This window comes from Micromonospora sp. WMMD708, assembly GCF_049315245.1.
GTDB lineage: Bacteria > Actinomycetota > Actinomycetes > Mycobacteriales > Micromonosporaceae > Micromonospora > Micromonospora wenchangensis.
In genome coordinates this window covers 139,892-158,216 of the sequence record NZ_CP186060.1, presented here as the reverse complement: position 1 = coordinate 158,216, position 18,325 = coordinate 139,892, and the positions used below count along the sequence as shown (strand labels likewise).

Here is an 18,325-nt window from a genome sequence, read left to right as displayed (position 1 = left end):
GCAGCCGGGACGGCCGTCCGGTGACCGGGGTGCTGCGGGTCGGCAACGCCTCCGGCTTCTACGGCGACCGGTCCACCGCCTGGCGGGAGATGCTCGACGGCGGTGAGCTGGACGTGCTGACCGGCGACTACCTGGCCGAGCTGACCATGCTGATCCTCGGCCGGGACCGGCTGCGCGACCCCGGGCTCGGCTATGCGAAGACGTTCCTGCGCCAGCTCGAAGGGTGTCTCGGCACCGCCCTCGACCGGGGGGTACGCATCGTCACCAACGCGGGCGGGTTGAACCCGGCCGGGCTGGCCGCCGCGATCGGCACGCTCGCCGACCGGCTCGGCCTCGCCGTCCGGGTCGCCCACGTCGAGGGTGACGCCCTGGCCCGGCCGGACGCACTCACCGCCAACGCCTACCTCGGCGCGTTCGGCATCGCCGCCTGCCTCGACGCCGGGGCTGACGTGGTGGTCACCGGCCGGGTCACCGACGCCTCGCTGGCGGTCGGGCCGGCCATCGCCCGGTTCGGCTGGGGACGTGACGACCTGGACGCGCTGGCCGGGGCGACCGTCGCCGGGCACCTGATCGAGTGCGGGGCGCAGGTCACCGGGGGCAACTTCAGCTTCTTCACCGAGCTGCCTGACGGCGGGCACCGGCCCGGCTTCCCGATCGCCGAGATCCACCCGGACGGCTCGTCGGTGCTCACCAAGCACCCCGGCACCGGCGGCGCGGTCACCGTCGAGACGGTCACCGCCCAACTGTTGTACGAGGTGGACGGCCCCGACTACCTCGGCCCGGACGTGGTGACCCGGCTGGACACGGTACGGCTGCACCCCGACGGGCCGGACCGGGTCCGGGTGGACGGGGTCCGGGGCACCCCACCGCCGGCCACCCTCAAGGTGGGCGTCAACAACCTGGGCGGGTTCCGCAACGCGATGACGTTCGTGCTCTGCGGGTTGGACATCCCGGCCAAGGCCGCCCTGGTCCGGGGGCAGATCGAGGCGGCGGTCGGCGCCGACGGGCTGGAGTTCACGCTGGCCCGTACCGACCACGTCGACGCGGCCGACACCGAGACGGCGAGCGCGCTGCTGCACGTACACCTGCGCGACGGTGACCGGGCGCGGGCCGGGCGGGCGTTCTCGGCGGCGGCGGTGGAACTGGCCCTCGCCTCCTATCCCGGGTGCACGCTGACCACCCTGCCCGGCGACGCCACCCCGTACGGGGTCTTCACCGCCGACGCGGTGCCGCAGGCCGACGTGCCGCACGTGGCCGTCCTGCCGGACGGCACCCGGCTGCCGGTCCCCCCGCCGCTGACGGTGGCACCGGCCGTGGCCGGACCGACGCCCTGCCCGGTGGGCCCGACCCCTGCCGCCGGGCCGACCCGGCGGGGGCCGCTCGGTGAGCTGGTCGGGGCGCGGTCGGGTGACAAGGGTGGCGACGCCAACCTCGGCGTCTGGGCGCGTACCGACGCGACCTGGGAGTGGCTGCGCGGGTGGCTGACCGTCGAGCGGCTGGCCGGGCTGCTGCCGGAGACGGCCGCGTCGACCGTCGAGCGGTACGAGCTGCCGAACCTGCGGGCGGTCAACTTCGTCATCCGGGGCCTGCTCGGGCCGGGGGTGGCCGCCTCCACCCGGTTCGACCCGCAGGCCAAGGCGCTCGGCGAGCTGCTCCGCTCCCGCACCGTCGACCTGCCCGCCACCCTCACCGCCGGACCGCCCGCAGCCATGGAGGCGGACCGGTGACCATCGTGGACACCCCGGAGCGGCGACAGTTACGGGAGTTGACCCGGGCCTTCGTGACCCGGGAGGTGCTGCCGCACCTGGCCGACTGGGAGCGGGCCGGCGAGGTCCCCCGCACGCTGCACGTCACCGCCGCGAAGCTCGGCCTGCTCGGCATCGGCTTCCCCGAGTCGGTCGGCGGCAGCGGCGGCGACCTGCTCGACTCGATCGTGGTCACCGAGGAGATCATCCGCTCCGGCGGCTCGTCCGGGCTGGTCGCGGCGCTGTTCACGCACGGTATCGCGCTGCCGCACATCGTCGCGGCGGCCGGCGGGCGGACCGGCGGCACGCTCGGCGGCCGGCTCGCCGCCCGCCCGTCGGCCGCCGACGACCCGCTGGTCACCAGGTACGTCCGGCCGACGCTGGCGGGCGAGCTGATCGGCGCGCTGGCGGTCACCGAACCGGACGGCGGCTCCGACGTCGCCTCGATCCGCACCACCGCCCGCCGCGACGGCGACCACTACCTGGTCAACGGGTCGAAGACGTACGTGACCAGCGGGGTACGCGCCGACTTCGTCACCACGGCGGTCTGTGGCGACTTCCCCGGCAGCGGGTCGCTGCACCTGCTGGTGATCGACAAGGGCACCCCCGGGTTCACCGTCGGCCGGAAGCTGGACAAGCTCGGCTGGCACTGCTCGGACACCGCCGAGCTGTCCTTCGTGGACGTGCGGGTGCCGGTGGGCAACCGGATCGGCGAGGAGGACACCGGCTTCCTGGCGGTCATGCAGAACTTCGCCACCGAGCGGCTCTCCCTGGCCACCCAGGCGTACGCGACCGCGCAGCGCTGCGTGGACCTTTCGATCCGCTGGTGCCGGGACCGGTCCACGTTCGGCCGTCCGCTGGCCAGCCGGCAACTGGTCCGGCACCGGCTCGCCGAGATGCACACCCGCGCCGAGGCGGCCCGCGCGTACGTGCACCAGGTGGCCGCCCGGGTGGCGGCGGGCGAGCCGGTGGTGACCGAGGTGGCGATGGCGAAGAACGTCGCGGTGGCCGCCTGCGACCAGGTGGTCGACGCGGCGCTGCAACTGCACGGCGGCTTCGGCTACCTGCGCGACGCCGAGGTGGAGCGGCACTACCGGGACGCCCGCATCCTCGGCATCGGCGGCGGCACCACCGAGATCATGAACGAGATCATCGCGAAGGGTCTGGGCCTATGACCATGTTGGAGAGTGCGGTCGATCCGGCCGCGCCGGCCTTCGTGGCCAACCGGGAGGCGTTGCGGGAGCGGCTCGCCGAGCTGGACGCCGCGCTCGACCGGGCGCGGGCCGGCGGCGGCGAGAAGTACGTGGCCCGGCACCACGGGCGCGGCAGGCTGCTGCCCCGGGAGCGGATCGAGCTGCTGCTGGACCGGGACAGCCCGTTCCTGGAGTTGTCGCCGGTCGCCGCGTACGGCACCGACTTCCCGGTCGGGGCGAGCGTGGTCACCGGCATCGGCGTGGTCGAGGGTGTCGAGTGCCTGGTCGTCGCCAACGATCCGACGGTACGCGGCGGCGCGGTGAACCCGTGGTCGCTGGCGAAGACCCGGCGGGCCGGCGAGATCGCCCTGGCGAACCGGCTGCCGATGGTGAACCTGGTGGAGAGCGCCGGGGCGGACCTGCCCACCCAGGCGGAGATCTTCATTCCGGGCGGCCGGGTGTTCCGTGACCTGACCCGGCTCTCCGCCGCCGGGATCCCCACGGTCAGCGTGGTCTTCGGCAACGCCACCGCCGGGGGCGCGTACGTGCCGGGGATGTCCGACCACGTGATCATGATCCGGGACCGGTCGCAGGTCTACCTGGCCGGGCCGCCGCTGGTGAAGATGGCCACCGGCGAGGTCACCGACGACGAGTCGCTCGGCGGCGCGGCGATGCACGCCGGCACGTCCGGCCTCGCCGACCAGCTCGCCGAGGACGAGCGGGACGGCATCCGGCTGGCCCGGCGCTGCGTACGCCGGTTCAACTGGCGCAAGCAGGGTCCACCGCCGCGCGACCCGGCCCCGCGTCCGCCCCGGTACGACCCGGAGGAGCTGCTGGGCATCGTCAGCGCCGACCTGAAGGTGCCGTTCGACCCGCGTGAGGTGCTGGCCCGGATCCTCGACGGCAGCGAGTTCGACGAGTTCAAGCCGGCGTACGGCACCGCGCTGGTCACCGGCTGGGGTGAGCTGCACGGCTACCCGGTGGGGGTGCTGGCGAACGCGCGGGGGGTGCTGTTCAGCGCGGAGGCGCAGAAGGCGGCCCAGTTCATCCAGCTCGCCAACGCCGCCGACACCCCGCTGGTCTTCCTCCAGAACACCACCGGCTACATGGTCGGCACCGAGTACGAGCAGCGCGGCATCATCAAGCACGGCGCCCTGATGATCAACGCGGTGGCGAACTCGACCGTGCCGCACCTGACGGTCAACCTGGGTGCCTCGTACGGTGCCGGCAACTACGGCATGTGCGGCCGGGCGTACGAGCCGAGGTTCCTGTTCACCTGGCCGAACGCGAAGTCGGCGGTGATGGGTCCGGCGCAGTTGGCCGGGGTGCTGTCGATCGTCGCCCGGCAGGCCGCCGCCGCCCGGGGTCGGGACTACGACGAGGACTCCGACGCGGCGATGCGGATGATGGTCGAGCAGCAGATCGAGTCGCAGTCGGGGGCGCTGTTCCTGTCCGGCCGGCTCTACGACGACGGGGTGATCGACCCCCGGGACACCCGTACCGTCCTCGGGCTCTGCCTGTCGGCGATCCACAACGCACCGGTGAAGGGCGCCGACGGCTTCGGCGTCTTCCGGATGTAGCCACCAACGAAAGGCAGGGGCTCGTGATTCGGAAACTGCTGGTGGCCAACCGGGGGGAGATCGCCCGACGGGTCTTCGCCACCTGCCGGGCACTGGGCGTGGCGACGGTCGCCGTGCACTCCGACGCGGACGCCGACGCGCCGTACGTGGCCGAGGCCGACGAGGCGGTCCGGCTGCCGGGGAACACGCCAGTCGAGACGTACCTGCGGGTCGACCTGATCCTGGACGCGGCCCGGCGCACCGGCGCGGACGCCGTCCACCCGGGTTACGGGTTCCTCGCCGAGCACGCCGGGTTCGCGGCGGCGGTGACCGACGCGGGCCTGACCTGGGTCGGTCCGCCGGCCTGGGCGATCGCGGCGATGGGCGACAAGATCGCCGCGAAGGAGCTGCTGGCCGGAGCGGGGGTGCCGATGCTGCCCACCTGGACCGACGGCGACGCGGTCACCGACTTCCCGGTGCTGGTCAAGGCGTCCGCCGGGGGCGGCGGCCGGGGGATGCGCATCGTCCGCGACCCGGACGACCTGCCGACGGCCGTCGACTCGGCACGCCGCGAGGCCGCCGCCGCGTTCGGCGACGGCACGGTCTTCGTCGAGCGGTACGTCGAACGCGGCCGGCACGTCGAGGTGCAGATCTTCGGCGACACCCACGGTACGGTCGTGGCGCTCGGCGAGCGGGACTGCTCGATCCAGCGGCGGCACCAGAAGATCGTCGAGGAGGCCCCGGCGGTGCTGCCCGACGGGGTGCGGGAGCGGCTGCACGCGGCGGCGGTCGCCGCCGGGCGGGCGGTCGAATACGTCGGGGCGGGGACGGTGGAGTTCCTGCTCGCCCCGACGGGCGAGTTCTTCTTCCTCGAGATGAACACCCGGCTCCAGGTGGAGCACCCGGTCACCGAGGCGGTCACCGGGCTGGACCTGGTCCGGCTGCAACTGCTGGTCGCCGAGGGCGGTGCGTTGCCGGTGCCGGCGACCCCGCCGGCCGACGGCCACGCCATCGAGGTACGGCTGTGCGCGGAGGACCCGACGCAGGGGTTCCGGCCGGCGACCGGCACGCTGCACCGGTTCGCGGTGCCCGGGGTGGCCGGCGCGTTCACCCCGACCCGGGGCCTGCGGCTCGACTCGGGGGTGACCACCGGGTCGACGGTGGGCGTGCACTACGACTCGATGCTCGCCAAGCTGGTCGCCTGGGCGCCGACCCGGGCCGAGGCGGCCCGGTCGCTCGCCGGGGCGCTGGCCCGCGCCGAGCTGCACGGGGTGGCCACCAACCGGGACCTGCTGGTCCGGGTGCTGCGCAGCGCGGAGTTCGGCGCGGCGCAGGTGGACACCGGGTTCCTGGACGCGCACCCCGAGGTCTTCGCGCCGCTGCTGCCGGCCGACCTGCTCCCGGTGGCCGCGCTGGCCGCCGCGCTCGCCGGGGCCGCCGCACGCCGGGCCGCCGCCCCGGTGCTCGCCGGTCTCCCCTCCGGCTGGCGCAACGTGCCGGCCGTCCCCCAGGTCGTCAGGTACGCCACGACGACCGGGGACGAGATCGAGGTCCGCTACCGGCTGGACCGGTCCGGCGCGCTCGCCTACTGGTCCACCGACCCGACCGGCACCGACCCGACGACGGCCGACACACCGGACGCCCCGCCGTTGGTGGCGCTGGTGTCGGCGGCCCCGGACCGGGTGCTGCTCGACGTGGCCGGGGTGCGGCGGGTGTTGCGCGTACACCGGGCGGGGTCGGCGGTCTTCGTGGACGGCCCGGACGGCGCGGCGGAGCTGACCGAGCTGCCCCGGTTCCCGCTGCCCCGCGCGGCGCTGGCGGTCGGGTCGCTGCTCGCGCCGCTGCCCGGCACGGTGACCCGGGTGCACGTCGGGGCCGGTCAGCGGGTCGCCGCCGGCGAGCTGCTGCTGACCCTGGAGGCGATGAAGCTGGAACATCCCGTGCTCGCCCCGACCGACGGCGTGGTCGCCGACCTGCCGGTGCCCGCCGGTGGGCAGGTCGAGACGGGTGCGGTGCTGGCCGTGGTCAACCCCGAGGAGGCACCCTGATGAACTTCGACCTCACCCCCGAGCAGGATCAGCTCCGCGACGCCGTCCGCGCGTTGGGCCGCCGGTACGGCCACTCCTACTTCGTCGGGAAGGCGAAATCCGGCGGGCACACCACCGAACTGTGGGACGAGGCCGGTCGGCTCGGCTACCTGGGCGTGAACGTCCCCACCGAGTACGGCGGCGGCGGTGGCGGCCTCACCGAGCTGGCCATCGTCTGCGAGGAGCTGGCCGCCGCCGGCTGCCCGCTGCTGCTGCTGGTGGTGTCGCCGGCCATCGCCGCCACGGTGATTCACAAGCACGGCACCGAGGAGCAGCGCAAGCGGTTCCTGCCCGGGTTCGCCGACGGCTCGCTGAAGGTGGTCTTCGCGATCACCGAACCGGAGGCCGGGTCGAACTTTCACCGGCTCGGCACGGTGGCCCGCCGCGACGGCGACGACTGGCTGCTCTCCGGCCGCAAGTGCTACATCTCCGGCGTGGACGAGGCGCAGTACGTGCTGGTGGTGGCCCGTACCGAGGACTCGGCGACCGGCAAGCTCAAGCCCGCGCTGTTCCTGGTGCCGACCGACGCGGCGGGGTTGACCCGGTCCAAACTGGACATGGAGATCGTCTCCCCGGAGAACCAGTTCCTGCTCTACCTGGACGACGTCCGGCTGCCCGCCGACGCGCTGGTCGGCGGGTCGCTGGACGCCGGCCTGCCGGCGCTGTTCGCCGGGCTGAACCCGGAGCGGATCACGGTCGCCGCGATGGGTGTCGGCACCGGCCGGTACGCCATCGAGCGGGCCACCGACTACACCGCCACCCGTAGGGTCTGGGGTGGGCGGAGCATCGGCGCGCACCAGGGTGTGGCGCATCCGTTGGCGCACGCGGCGGTGCAGGTGGAACTCGCCCGACTGATGATCCACAAGGCGGCCACCCTGTACGACGCGGGCCGCGACCTGGAGGCCGGCGTGGCCGGCAACATGGCCAAGTACGCGGCCGGGGAGGCCGCCGCGCTGGCCGTGGACACCGCCGTGCAGGCCCTCGGCGGGGCCGGCATGACCACCGAGTACGGCGTGGCGACGCTGCTCGGGGCGGTGCGGGCCGGTCGGATCGCCCCGGTCAGCCGGGAGATGATCCTCAACTTCGTCGCCCAGCACGTGCTGGGCCAGGAGAAGTCCTACTGATCCTCCGGTCAGCGCAGGGCGCGGCAGGCCGCGTCGGTACGGTGCACCGGGCGCACCCGCCGGCCCAGCCCCTCCAGCAGCGAGTCCTCGACGTGGTAGTCGCGGATGCGCAGCCGGTGCCGGGGCAGCTCCTCCTCGCTGGGGCAGAGCACCTGGGCGCGGACGTCGTCCACCGGCACGTACCGGACGCCGCCGCGTTCCTGGAGCAGCACCATGTTGACGTCGTCCACGGTGACGACGTGCCCCCGGACGTCCTCGGTGACGCCGGGGCCCGACTCCACAGTGGTCACGGTGAGCGGCAGCACCGGGGTGGTGATCACCGGCAGCGCCGCCCAGACCAGCATGGCCAGCACCGCCGCCTCGGTGACCGACGCGAGCGGCCGGATCACCGCCCCGGGCAGCGGGCCGGTCACCGCGAGGGCGAGCAGCGGCGGGGCGACGAGCAGCGCCAGGACGAGCAGTTCCCGTTGCTGCCACGCGTCGACCAGGGTGGGGGCGAGCAGCCACCCGTAGCCGCCGAGCAGCGCCACCACGATCAGCGTCCGGGGCACGACGTGCTCGTGCAGGCGGGCCGGCGTGAGCTGGAAGGCGGCGACGAACGCCGGCAGCAGCAGCGGCAGGTAGAGCAGTTGCCAGGTGACCAGGGCGGTGAGGAAGCTGGCCAGCACGAACCAGGCCGGGGTGAGGTCCGCCCAGCGGACGAAGAGGGGGCGACGCATGGCCGGCGGCATCCGTTCGACGCTGACCCGCAGCACCGCGCCGAGCGCGAAGACCGCTACCAGGCCGGTGGAGAGCAGCCGGGCGGCGGTGGTGAGGAAGCCGGCGAGCAGGTTCACCGGCCCGACGTTCGCCACCAGCAGCAGCGTGGTCTGAAGTTCGCCGCCCGCCTCGACGCCGAGGCGCAGCACGGAGAAGATCGCGGGCACGCCGACCACGGCCGTCCAGAACGACTGGCTGGCCCGCGCCCGCCGCTCCGCCGCCGGGTCCCAGCCGTCGCGCACCGGAACGGTGGTGGCGCCCAGATCCTGCGGTACGGCCGGGGCGGTCACCGGGTCGGCGCCTTGTCGTCGAAGTCGACCAGTTCCGGCACGTTCAACGGCTGGGGCTGCGCCTTGTCCGCCTTCAACCACGGCCCGAGGGTCTTGTTGTAGGCGGTGAGCCACGGGCTGCTGATCCCGCTACGACCGGCCAGGTAGCTCTTCTGGAGGGCGAAGGCCACCAGGTCACGCAGGGCGGGATCACCGATCGGCACCCCGACGCCGATGAGTTCGCTGGTGCCGAAGGGCATGTCGACGATCTCGAACTCGGTCGGGTAGAGGGAGAGGAACCCGGCGAGGATCGTCTCGTCGGAGCTGACCGCGTCGTAGCGGCCCTCCCGGATGCCCTTGACGCAGTCGCCTACCTCCTTGACCACCAGCGCCTTGACGTCGTGCTTGGCCAGCTCGGCCTCGGTGGTGGAGCCGCCGCTGGTGCACACCTTGTAGGCCGGTTCGCGGAGGTCCTCGATGGTGCGGATCTTGTCCCTGAGCCGGGTCGGCACCATCACCTCCTGGGTGGTGACGAAGTACGGCCCGGCGAAGCTGACCAGCTTCTCCCGCTCCTCGGTGATGGAGAAGCTGGAGAACACCAGGTCGACCACGCCACCCTGGAGGGCGGGGATGCGGTCCTCGGTGGTCACCGAGACCCACTCGATGCGTTGGTCACCCTCGTAGCCGAGGTAGGAGGCGACGTAGCGGGCGATCTCCACGTCGAAGCCGGTGTGCATGCCGTTGCGCAGCTCGCCCATCAGCGGCTCGGTGGTGGCCACCCCGATCTTGATCTTCGGCTGACCGTCGATGTGCGACTCGCGCAGCTTGTCGCGGACCGAGGGCAGCGACGGCTCACGGCGGTTCTCGCAGCCGGCGGCGGCGGCCAGGGTGAGGGTCAGGGCCACCGCCAGGGTGGTGGTGACCGATCGGACCCGGTGTCGGGCGGAGATGTGGTTCATCGGCGCACCTCGCTGACGGACAGCCTGGGGGACACCGAGGGTAGCGGCTCCGGTCCATCTCCGTCGCACCGCCCGGCCGACGGTACGGCCGGCGTAGCCCCGGCCACGGCGGGCCACCCACCCCGACGACGTCTCGACGTTCGTCACGCTCAGCAGAACGGACAACCACACCGGGCCGTACGGTTTGACAGCACGCCCGAAAAGGTCATGCTTGGCGGGTGAGGCGATTCCTGAGGCCGGACGCGCGGACCGTGGCGGTGGTCGCGGCGCTGGCGACCGCCGCGGTGGTGGTGGTGCTGGTCATCCGGCATCCCGCCGGCATCATGACGGTGGGGTTGGCGCTGCTCGGTGTCCTCTTCGCAACGGTGACCGGCACCGCGCTGGCCGCACTGCGCGAACGCGACGACCGGGAGACACCGCCCGCGACGCCGCCGCCGGGGCAACTGGAGCCGGGCTCGTTCCTCGACGCCGACACCCTCGACGCGCTGGACAGCGCGGCGGTATTGAGCCGGCTGCACCGGATGCGCGAGGTCAGCGACCAGTGAGGGTGGGGGCGACCAGGGCGTTCACGCCCCGCCCGGCGAGACAGCGGTAGGTGCGGTCGAAATCCTTCTCGCCGGGCGGCAGCACTTCGAGCCGCCAGCCGTTGGCGTAGTCGATCCCGCTGGTCAGCCGGAACGTCCGGGCGTTACACACCGACCGGACGGTCGGGTCGGCGCTGATCGCGGCGTGCCCGGCGGCGGCCAGTGCGGCCGGCAACTGCCCCTCCACGTACGTCTCCCAGGTGTGCCGCCCCTCGCAGGAGACCTGGGCGGCCTCGGCCCGGTCGCCGCGCAGCCGGACGGGGCCGAAGCACTCCAGCACGGGGGCGCACCGGGCGCCGGGCGGCAGGACCGCGGCGGTGCCGTCGGCGGCGCAGCCGGGCAGGGCACCCCAGCGGGCGGCCGGACTGGACGAGCCGACGGTCGACGGGGCGGCGGTCGGCCCGGCCAGCGGCGGCGCGCCACCGGCGACCCATGCCCCGGCGCTCGCCGAGGCGGCCAGGGCGAGCACCCCGGCCCCACCGAAGAACCAGCGCCGCCGCCGCCGTGCGCCGTGCGGCACGGTCGGGTGGTCGTCCTGGGACGGAGGGCGGGGGGCGGGCTGCCCGGTGGTCCGTCCAGGTTGGCTGGTGGTCCACCCGAGGGTGTACGGCCCCCCGCCGCCGGTGCCCCCGGACGGCCCGCCCGACACCGGGGCGCCGCTGACCGGGGCGGGGGCCGGATCGACGGGCAGCGCGGTCAGCAGGTCGCGCAGTTCGAGGGCGGAGGGGCGGGCGTCGGGGTCGTTGGACATCCCGGCGCGCAGCACGTCGACCAGTTCGGTGGGCACCCCGGGCAGGTCGGGGATCGGCTGGTGGAACAGCTCCAGCACGGTGACCAGGCTCGGGTTGCGCTCGGACTGCCAGCGTGGGGGGCGGCCGGTCATCACCGCGTAGAGGGTGGCGCAGAGGGCGTACACGTCGACGGCCGGTGACGGCGGGCTGTGGTTGAACATCTCCGGCGGGGCGTAGGCCGGGGTGAGCACCTCCAGGGTGACCGAGGCGTCCCGCGCCTCGGCCAGCACGGCCAGCCCGAAGTCGGCGAGCACCGCCGAGTTGAAGTGCGAGTGCAGGATGTTGGCCGGCTTGACGTCACGGTGCAGCACCCCGGCCGCGTGCGAGTGGGCCAGCGCATCGGCGATCTTGATGCCGAGGTCTCGGGTCTCGGACGCGTCGAGCGGCGAGGTCCGCATCCGTTCGGCGTACGACCCGTCGCACAACTCCATGATCAGGTAGGGGTGCTGGTCGACGGTCACCCCGACGTCGAACAGGTCGACCACGTGCGGGTGCGAGGACATCCGCCCGGCCGCCCGCGCCTCCCGCAGGAACCGGGCCTGGTCGCGTTCGTTGTCCAGGGTGCGGTTCTCCACCTTGACGGCGACCTCCCGACCGACGGAGATCTGGGTGGCCCGGTAGACGGTGGCGTAGCCGCCCCGGGCAAAGACCTGCAAGTCGGTCAGACCGGGCACATTGGGCAGCCGGAGGGCGCCGGGCGGGGTCTCGGTCACGGCTCGAAAATACCCGTTCCGCCGGGGCGCTCAGCGGTCCGTACCGGCGGCGGCGGCCGGACCGGCGGCGGCCGACCGGCTCGTCGTACCCCCGGACACGCCGCTGACCTGGGACGGTGTCGAGTTGGGAGCGCTACCGCCCCCACCTGCGGAACGACGGGCGTCGAAGCGCAGGCCGAGCGCCGTCGCCACCGCGCCGGCACCCTCCCACAACGCCACCCCGATGAACCGGTCCGGCGCCACGTCGGCCAGCACGGTCAGCGTGAAGACGGTGAAGGTGACCAGCCGGAAGACCACCGTGAACCGGTAGAACGCCCGCCACTCGGTCGCCACCGCCAACAGGTAGTAGACGCCCATGTTGAACGCGGCCATCGAGGACGCGGTGAGGAAGGTGCCGGTGTAGTCGCCGGGTGCCCGGGTCGCCGGCACCTCGAAGCCGAGCATCCGCAGCTGCGCCTCCGGCCACACCAGCCCGAGCGCGCCGAGCAGCACCGCCAGCACCCCGAAGACCGCGATCGTCCAACCGGCGCCCGAACGCGGCAACCTCATCCTGCCCCCCACCCCGACGGCGCGACCGGCACCGAGGGGCGGTCGCGTGAAGTGACACGCTAACCGTCCCGGCCGACAGGCGCACATCCCCGGAACCGACAGACCTGACGTCCGCCGACGACCGCGGGTCGGCGGGCCACCGCCGGCACCCGCCGACCGCCCCGGTCAGACCCCGCCGGCCAGCCGGGCCGCCAGGGCGTCGGCGCTGGCCCGTTCGCTGCGTTGCTCGGTGGCGTACGCCAGCCGCACCGCCTCCTGCGCGCTGGCCGACGCCTCGGCCGGGCGACCGCACGCCGCCAACGCCTCGGCCAGCACCTCCGCGCCGATCACCTGACTGCGGACATCCTCCGCCGGGGCGGCGACCGCCCGCCGGGCCCAGTCCAGCGCCTGCTCCGGCTGGCCGTGGGCGAGCAGCGCGGAAGCGTACCGGGCGAGGGTCTGCCGGCGGGAGAACAGCAGGGTCGGCGTCTTCGCGGCGGTCGTCGCCACCGGGGCGAGCAACCCGACCGCGGTGGCCGGGTCACCGGCGGCGAGCCGGGCGGTGGCGAGCAGCACCCGGGGGGCGGCCTGCGCCGGGGCCTGCGGGTTGTGCGGTTCGACGGCGGTCAGCACCGCACGGGCGTCCCGCTCGGCGGTCTCGCAGTCGCCCATGTCCAGCGCCACGAAGCCGCGCAACGTGCCGGCCATCCCGGTCAGCAGCGGGTGCGAGGTCCGCCCGGCGTACGCGAGGGCGTCGGTGAACAGGTCGGCGGCGTGCTCCGGCTCGCCCAGCCCGCGCGCCACCACCCCCCGGACGACCAGCGCGAACCCGCGCCCCCAGTCGTCGGAGACGGCGGCGAAGTCCCGGTACGCCCGACGGGCCGACCGGTCCGCCTCGGCGACCTCGCCCATCTCCGCCCCGGCGAACGCCTCGACCGCGCGCAGCGTGCCCACCGCCCACGCCTCGCCGACCCGTTCCCCGAACGGCAGGAAGATCCCGGCCAGCCGGCAGGCCTCCCCCAGCCGGCCGGCCAGCAGCCGGGCGAAGGCGGTGGTGCCGCGCAGCCAGGCCCGCCCGTACGGGTCCTTCAGCTCGGCGAAGAGCCGGGCGGCCCGGCCGAGCACCGCGTCGGTGCCGGCGAAGTCCCCCCGGGTGGTGGTGACCCAGGCGAGGTTCTGCAACGCCCACGCCTGCCCGCGCAGGTCCTTCGCGGCGAGGCTGATCTGGTAGGAGGCGGCGAGCCGGCTGCTCGCCTGCCCGAGCCGGCCGGCGACGAAGTCGGCCATCCCGAGCCGGCGCATCGCCGAGGCCCGCAGGTTGGTGACCTCCCCGGCGGTGGCCACCTGCAACGCCTCCTGCCAGCAGGCCACCGCGCGGGCCTGGTCGCCCTGGGTCTGCTGGGCCTGACCGGCGAGCAGCAGGGCACTGGCCCGGGTGCCGGCGTCGTCGCCGGCGTTGGCGGCGATCTTCTCGGCGAAGGCGAGCGCGTCACCGACCCGGCCCACCTGGAGCAGCGCCCGCGCGTGCACCACCCGGTCGGCGGGGGGCAGCCCGTCGCGGGCCAGGTCGGCGGCGCGTTCGGTGTACTCGACGGCCAGCGCCGGCTCGCCGGCCTGCAACGCCCGGCGGGCGGCCCGGCCCAGCGCGGCCACCCCGAGCCCGGCGACCGTCCGGGCCGGCGAGTCCGGGCGGAGCTTCACCGCGTCGGCGAGGACGGCGGCCCGCTCGACCTGCTCGGCCACGAAGTCGTCGCGGGCCGTGTCGGTGAACCCGCCCGGCGGGGTGACCGACGCGCCGGGGACGCCGGTCGCCCAGCGGGCCAGCGCGGCGTGCCGTTCGGCGAGTTCGGCCTTGCTCACCCCGGCGTAGGCGGCCTCCCGCATCAGCGGGGTGGCGAATGCGAAACCGCTGCGGGTGCGGTGCAGCATCCGGCGTTGCAGCAGCTCCTCCACGGCCCGTTCCAGCTCGACGGCGGCCACCGCGCCGGGCCGGCCGGCCTGCCCGGACCGCTGCTCACGCAGCGCCTCCAACGCACCGGTGGGCACCACGTCGCCGACCACGGCGGCGTCCCGCAGCACCGACCGGGCCTCCGGCGGGAGCGCGTCGATGCGGGCGGCGAGCACGGCGGCGAGGTCCCGGGAGAGCAGCCGGCTGCCCAGCGACCCGGGCACCAGCCGCCAGTCGCCGTCGGGGCCGGCGGTCAACGCCCCCCGTTCCCGCAGCAGGGTGACCAGTTCGGCCAGGTAGAAGGCGTTGCCCTGGGCGGTGGCGAGCAGCCGGTCGGCGTCGGCCTGGGGCAGCCTGCCGCCGTTGAGATAGCTGGTGAGCAGGCGGGAGGCGTCCGCGCCGCGCAGCGGCGGCAACGGTTGCACCTCGGCGTCGGCGATCCAGGTCAACGCCCCGGCGGTACGGACCAGCTCCGGGCGGCCCAGCAGCATCACCAGCACCGGACCGGTGAGCCGGGACAGCGTCGCGCCGAGAGCGGCGATCGTCTCGCCGGTGGCGTCGTGCAGGTCGTCGACCACGATCACCAGCGGTGCCTCGGCGGCCAGGGCGCTGAGCAGCCCGGCCACCGCGACCGGCACCGCCTCGGCGTCGGCGGCCGGCGGGGTGGCCCCCCACCCGCCCTGGTCGCCGGGGCTGCCGGCGGGCAGTTCCGCGTACCCGAGCAGGGCCAGGAGCTGGTCACCGGCGAGCGGTGGCGCGTCGGCGCGCAGCCGGCCGAGCCGCTGGGCGAGCCGGCGCAGCCGTTCCTCCACGGCCGGTCGGGTCAACGCGGTGGAGGTGTCGCTGGGCAGGCCGACGGCGGCCCGGACCAGGTCGGCCAGCGGGGCCAGCCGACGTCGCTCGCCGAAGGCGGCGCAGCGTACCGAGAGCACCCGGGCCCCGCTGTGGGCGGCGTACCGGCCAGCGCCGACGTCGTAGCCGGCGGCGAGGCGTTCCACCTCGGCGGCGAACCGGGACTTGCCGATCCCCGCCTCGGCGGTCATCAGCAGCACCCGGGGTTCGCCCCGGTCGATCACCTCGGCGAGCCGGCTGGCGACCCGGCCGATCTCGGTCTCCCGCCCCACGAAGGGCGCCTCGTCGCCGAGCCCCGACCGGGTGCCCGGGGCGTCGAGCAGACCCAGCAGCTCGTACGCCTCGACCGGCTCGCGCTTGCCCTTGAGCCGCAGCGGGCGCAGCACCCGCCAGGAGGCGACGTGCCGGGTGGCCGACGAGGTACGGGCACCGGCGTAGATCGCGCCGACGGCGGCGGCGTCGGCCAGCCGGGCGGCGGTGTTCACCGTGTCCCCGATGACCGTGTACTCGATGGCGGCCTGGATGCCGGCGATCACGTCGCCGGTGTTCAGCCCGACCCGCAGGCCGAGCGGTGCGCCGCCGCCACGTTCGTCGTCGAGCACCCGGCGCACGGCCCGCTGCATCGACAGGGCGGCCCGGACGGCCCGTTCGGCGTCGTCCTCGTGGGCCACGGGTGCGCCGAAGACCGCCATGATGCCGTCGCCGGTGAGCTTGTCGACGTGCCCGCCGAACGTCTTCACCGCGCCGGCGAGCGCGGCGAGCACCCGGTCGGTGACCGCGCCGACGCGTTCCGGGTCGAGGTCCTCCGACCAGGAGGTGAACTCGGACAGGTCGCCGAAGAGCACGGTGACGACCCGGCGTTCGGCGGTCGGCAGGCCGGCGGCGGCCGGCAGCGCCGCCCCGCAGTTGTGGCAGAACCGCGCGCCCGGGACGGCGAGCGTGCCGCACACCGGGCAGGTCACGGCTGCTCCACTCCCAGGTACTCCAGTTGGGCGCGGACGGACCACTCGGCGGCCCACCACAGCGACCGGTCCACGTCCGCGTAGACGGTGGCCACCACCTCGGGTGCGGTGCGCGCGCCCGCGTCGACGGCGGCCCGGACCTGGTCGAGCCGGGCCCGGCGGTGGGCGAGGTAGAAGTCGGCCGCCGCGCCGCAGTCGGCGAGCGCCGGGCCGTGGCCGGGCAGCGCCGGAATCCCCTGGTACGCCGACAGCCGCTCCAGGCTGGTGAGGTAGTCGCCGAGGTGGCCGTCGGGGTGGGCGACGACGGTGGTGCCCCGGCCGAGGATGGTGTCCCCGGTCAGCACCACCCGCTCGGTGCCGTACGACACCAGCAGGCAGACCGAGTCGGCGGTGTGCCCGGGGGTGGCGACCAGGTCGATGTCCAGCCCGTACCCGTCGAGCTGCCCGGCCGTCCCGGTCAGCGGGTCCCCGCCGACGGTGTGCGCCGCGTCGACGGCGAGCACGGGGACCCCGCCGAGCAGGTCGCTCAGCCGGGGGGCGCCCTCGGTGTGGTCGGGGTGCCCGTGGGTGATCAGCACGAGCCCGACCGGGCCGGACGCGGCCACGGCGGCCAGGTGCCCCTCGTCGGCCGGGCCGGGGTCGACGACGACCGCCCGTGCCGCGTCGGGGGCGCGCAGCAGCCAGGTGTTGGTGCCCTCCAGGGTCATCGGCCCCGGGTTGGGGGCGCGCAGCAACGTCACCCACTGCGGCAGCCGGTCGGCCGGTGCGGCCGGCGGTGCCGTCACATGCCCGGTCATGGCTGCGATCGTACGACCCTGTGCGCCACTCCCCGCGATCTTGCCGAACCGGCCCACTGGTTTGTGGTCCTTCACGGCTTTCGACCGACCGGTCGGGTCACCTCGCGGGGAGTGGCGGTGCGGTCAGGCCACCTCGACGATCAACTCGATCTCGACCGGGGCGTCCAGCGGCAGCTCGGCCACCCCGACGGCCGAGCGGGCGTGCCGGCCGGCCTCCCCGAAGACCGCGCCGAGCAGGTCCGAGGCCCCGTTGATCACACCCGGCTGGCCGTGGAAGCCCGGCGCCGAGGCCACGAAGCCGGTCAGCTTCACGATCTTGACGATGTTCTCCAGGCCGACCAGGGAGTCGACGGCGGCGAGGGCGTTCAGCGCGCACCGTTCGGCGAGGTCCTTGGCCTGCTCGGGCGAGACACCCGCGCCGACCTGGCCGGTGGCGAGCAGCTTCCCCTCGGCCACCGGCAGCTGACCGGAGACGTAGACGTGCTGACCGGACTGCACGGCCGGCACATAGCTGGCCACCGGCGGCACCACGTCGGGCAGGGCCAGGCCGAGTTCGGCCAGCTTGGCGTGGGGTCCGTTGCTCATCGTCGGACCCCTTCAGCCCTTGGGACGCTTGAGGTACGCGACCAACTGGTCCGGGTTCGGGCCGGGGATCACGGCGACGAGTTCCCAGCCGTCCTCGCCCCAGTTGTCGAGGATCTGCTTGGTCGCGTGGACCAGCAGCGGGACCGTGGCGTATTCCCACTTCTGCATCGGTGGAAGGCTCCCTTGCCTGGCGTGGACTGTGTCGCCGACAGCCTACGGTCCGGGTGACGGCCGGGGCGCGGGACGCTGCTCGGGGGCGGTGGGCAGTTCGCCGCACTGCCCGGTGTGGTCGTACGGCTGGGGGCAGCGGGACCGGTCGGGCAGCAGCAGGTCGCAGAAGACCCGGTGCCTGTTGTTCTGGTCGTCGGCGGTGGAGACGGTGGTCTCGCCGGCGTCGAGTTCGACGAGGAAACCCAGGGAGGTGGCCACGGTGCCGGCCAGCGCGGTCGCCGCCGCCAGGTCGGCCACCCGGATCGGCAGGTGGATGACGTAGCCGGGCTCCTCGTCGTCCCGGCCGCGCTCACCGCGGCCGAGCATCCGCAGCACCTCGGTGGGCTCGGCGCAGCGCCGGTAGGAGCGCTCGTTCATCGGCAGCCCCACGCCCGGGGGGTCCGCGTCGCCGGCCGAACCGCCCCGCCTCCCCCGGTCCCCCGGTGCTGAGAAGTGGGCTCGGGCGATGTTCTCCGCGTCGCGCATGTACCTTCCTCCGGCCTCGTACCATGAATGACCGCCGTCCGGACCGGGCGCCGACCCGATCCGCTCCCCCACACCCGGACGAACGTAGGACCCCACCCCGGGAAGGGACAACGGGACGCGCACGTTCGATCACTCAAAGTCACATATGTGACACTCGCCTGGTCCGGAAAGCGA

Annotated in this window: 15 protein-coding genes; 6 read left to right on the top strand and 9 right to left on the bottom strand. The window is 74.5% G+C overall.

Annotated features, from left to right (window positions below):
- Window positions 1–89: 89 nt before the first annotated feature.
- From ACN260_RS00685 to ACN260_RS00665, 5 genes are read left to right on the top strand one after another with little or no spacing between them, the layout of a single operon-like run.
- Window positions 90–1,727 (top strand): acyclic terpene utilization AtuA family protein, encoded by a 1,638-nt coding sequence (locus tag ACN260_RS00685; protein WP_422756577.1) that lies wholly within the window; start codon window positions 90–92, stop codon window positions 1,725–1,727.
- Window positions 1,724–2,920 carry an acyl-CoA dehydrogenase family protein gene (locus tag ACN260_RS00680; RefSeq protein WP_422754287.1) on the top strand — a complete coding sequence of 399 codons (1,197 nt, stop codon included), beginning with the start codon at window positions 1,724–1,726 and terminating at the stop codon, window positions 2,918–2,920. The genes ACN260_RS00685 and ACN260_RS00680 overlap by 4 nt, the downstream gene beginning before the upstream one ends.
- Window positions 2,917–4,518: an acyl-CoA carboxylase subunit beta gene (locus ACN260_RS00675; protein ID WP_422754286.1), complete on the top strand. Its 1,602-nt coding sequence runs from the start codon at window positions 2,917–2,919 to the stop codon at window positions 4,516–4,518. Before ACN260_RS00680 ends, ACN260_RS00675 begins: the two co-directional genes overlap by 4 nt.
- Before the next feature lie 23 nt (window positions 4,519–4,541).
- Complete coding sequence (locus tag ACN260_RS00670; RefSeq protein ID WP_422754285.1) at window positions 4,542–6,545, top strand: biotin carboxylase N-terminal domain-containing protein; 2,004 nt, start codon at window positions 4,542–4,544, stop codon at window positions 6,543–6,545.
- Window positions 6,545–7,708: an acyl-CoA dehydrogenase family protein gene (locus ACN260_RS00665; RefSeq protein ID WP_422754284.1), complete on the top strand. Its 1,164-nt coding sequence runs from the start codon at window positions 6,545–6,547 to the stop codon at window positions 7,706–7,708. Before ACN260_RS00670 ends, ACN260_RS00665 begins: the two co-directional genes overlap by 1 nt.
- A gap of 8 nt (window positions 7,709–7,716) precedes the next feature.
- On the opposite strand, the gene ACN260_RS00660 is transcribed toward ACN260_RS00665, so the two are convergent.
- On the bottom strand, window positions 7,717–8,757 hold the full coding sequence (locus tag ACN260_RS00660; RefSeq protein ID WP_422754283.1) for a hypothetical protein: 1,041 nt from the start codon (window positions 8,755–8,757) through the stop codon (window positions 7,717–7,719).
- Window positions 8,754–9,695, bottom strand: coding sequence for a transporter substrate-binding domain-containing protein (locus ACN260_RS00655; RefSeq protein WP_422754282.1), 942 nt, complete (start codon window positions 9,693–9,695; stop codon window positions 8,754–8,756). The genes ACN260_RS00660 and ACN260_RS00655 overlap by 4 nt, the downstream gene beginning before the upstream one ends.
- 218 nt (window positions 9,696–9,913) lie before the next feature.
- Here ACN260_RS00655 and ACN260_RS00650 point away from each other — a divergent pair, with 218 nt between their 5' ends.
- Window positions 9,914–10,240 (top strand): hypothetical protein, encoded by a 327-nt coding sequence (locus tag ACN260_RS00650; RefSeq protein ID WP_422754281.1) that lies wholly within the window; start codon window positions 9,914–9,916, stop codon window positions 10,238–10,240.
- Here the strand turns inward: ACN260_RS00650 and ACN260_RS00645 are convergent.
- The 7 genes from ACN260_RS00645 to ACN260_RS00615 form a co-directional block, all read right to left on the bottom strand.
- Window positions 10,227–11,783: a serine/threonine-protein kinase gene (locus ACN260_RS00645; protein WP_422754280.1), complete on the bottom strand. Its 1,557-nt coding sequence runs from the start codon at window positions 11,781–11,783 to the stop codon at window positions 10,227–10,229. The two genes, ACN260_RS00650 and ACN260_RS00645, sit on opposite strands and share 14 nt — an antisense overlap.
- A gap of 30 nt (window positions 11,784–11,813) precedes the next feature.
- Entirely contained in the window at window positions 11,814–12,332 is a 519-nt protein-coding gene (locus tag ACN260_RS00640) for a hypothetical protein (RefSeq protein WP_422754279.1), read from the bottom strand.
- A 165-nt stretch (window positions 12,333–12,497) separates the two neighbouring features.
- Window positions 12,498–16,073, bottom strand: a complete 3,576-nt coding sequence (locus tag ACN260_RS00635; protein ID WP_422754278.1) for an adenylate/guanylate cyclase domain-containing protein — start codon at window positions 16,071–16,073, stop codon at window positions 12,498–12,500.
- On the bottom strand, window positions 16,070–16,870 hold the full coding sequence (locus tag ACN260_RS00630; protein WP_422754277.1) for an MBL fold metallo-hydrolase: 801 nt from the start codon (window positions 16,868–16,870) through the stop codon (window positions 16,070–16,072). The genes ACN260_RS00635 and ACN260_RS00630 overlap by 4 nt, the downstream gene beginning before the upstream one ends.
- Window positions 16,871–16,993: 123 nt before the next feature.
- Window positions 16,994–17,455, bottom strand: a complete 462-nt coding sequence (locus ACN260_RS00625; RefSeq protein ID WP_422754276.1) for a RidA family protein — start codon at window positions 17,453–17,455, stop codon at window positions 16,994–16,996.
- A gap of 12 nt (window positions 17,456–17,467) precedes the next feature.
- Complete coding sequence (locus ACN260_RS00620; RefSeq protein WP_088643831.1) at window positions 17,468–17,623, bottom strand: DUF4177 domain-containing protein; 156 nt, start codon at window positions 17,621–17,623, stop codon at window positions 17,468–17,470.
- Window positions 17,624–17,668: 45 nt separating this feature from the next.
- The gene (locus tag ACN260_RS00615; RefSeq protein ID WP_422754275.1) at window positions 17,669–18,151 is read right to left on the bottom strand and encodes a hypothetical protein; all 483 of its coding nucleotides are present in this window, start codon (window positions 18,149–18,151) and stop codon (window positions 17,669–17,671) included.
- Window positions 18,152–18,325: the final 174 nt, after the last annotated feature.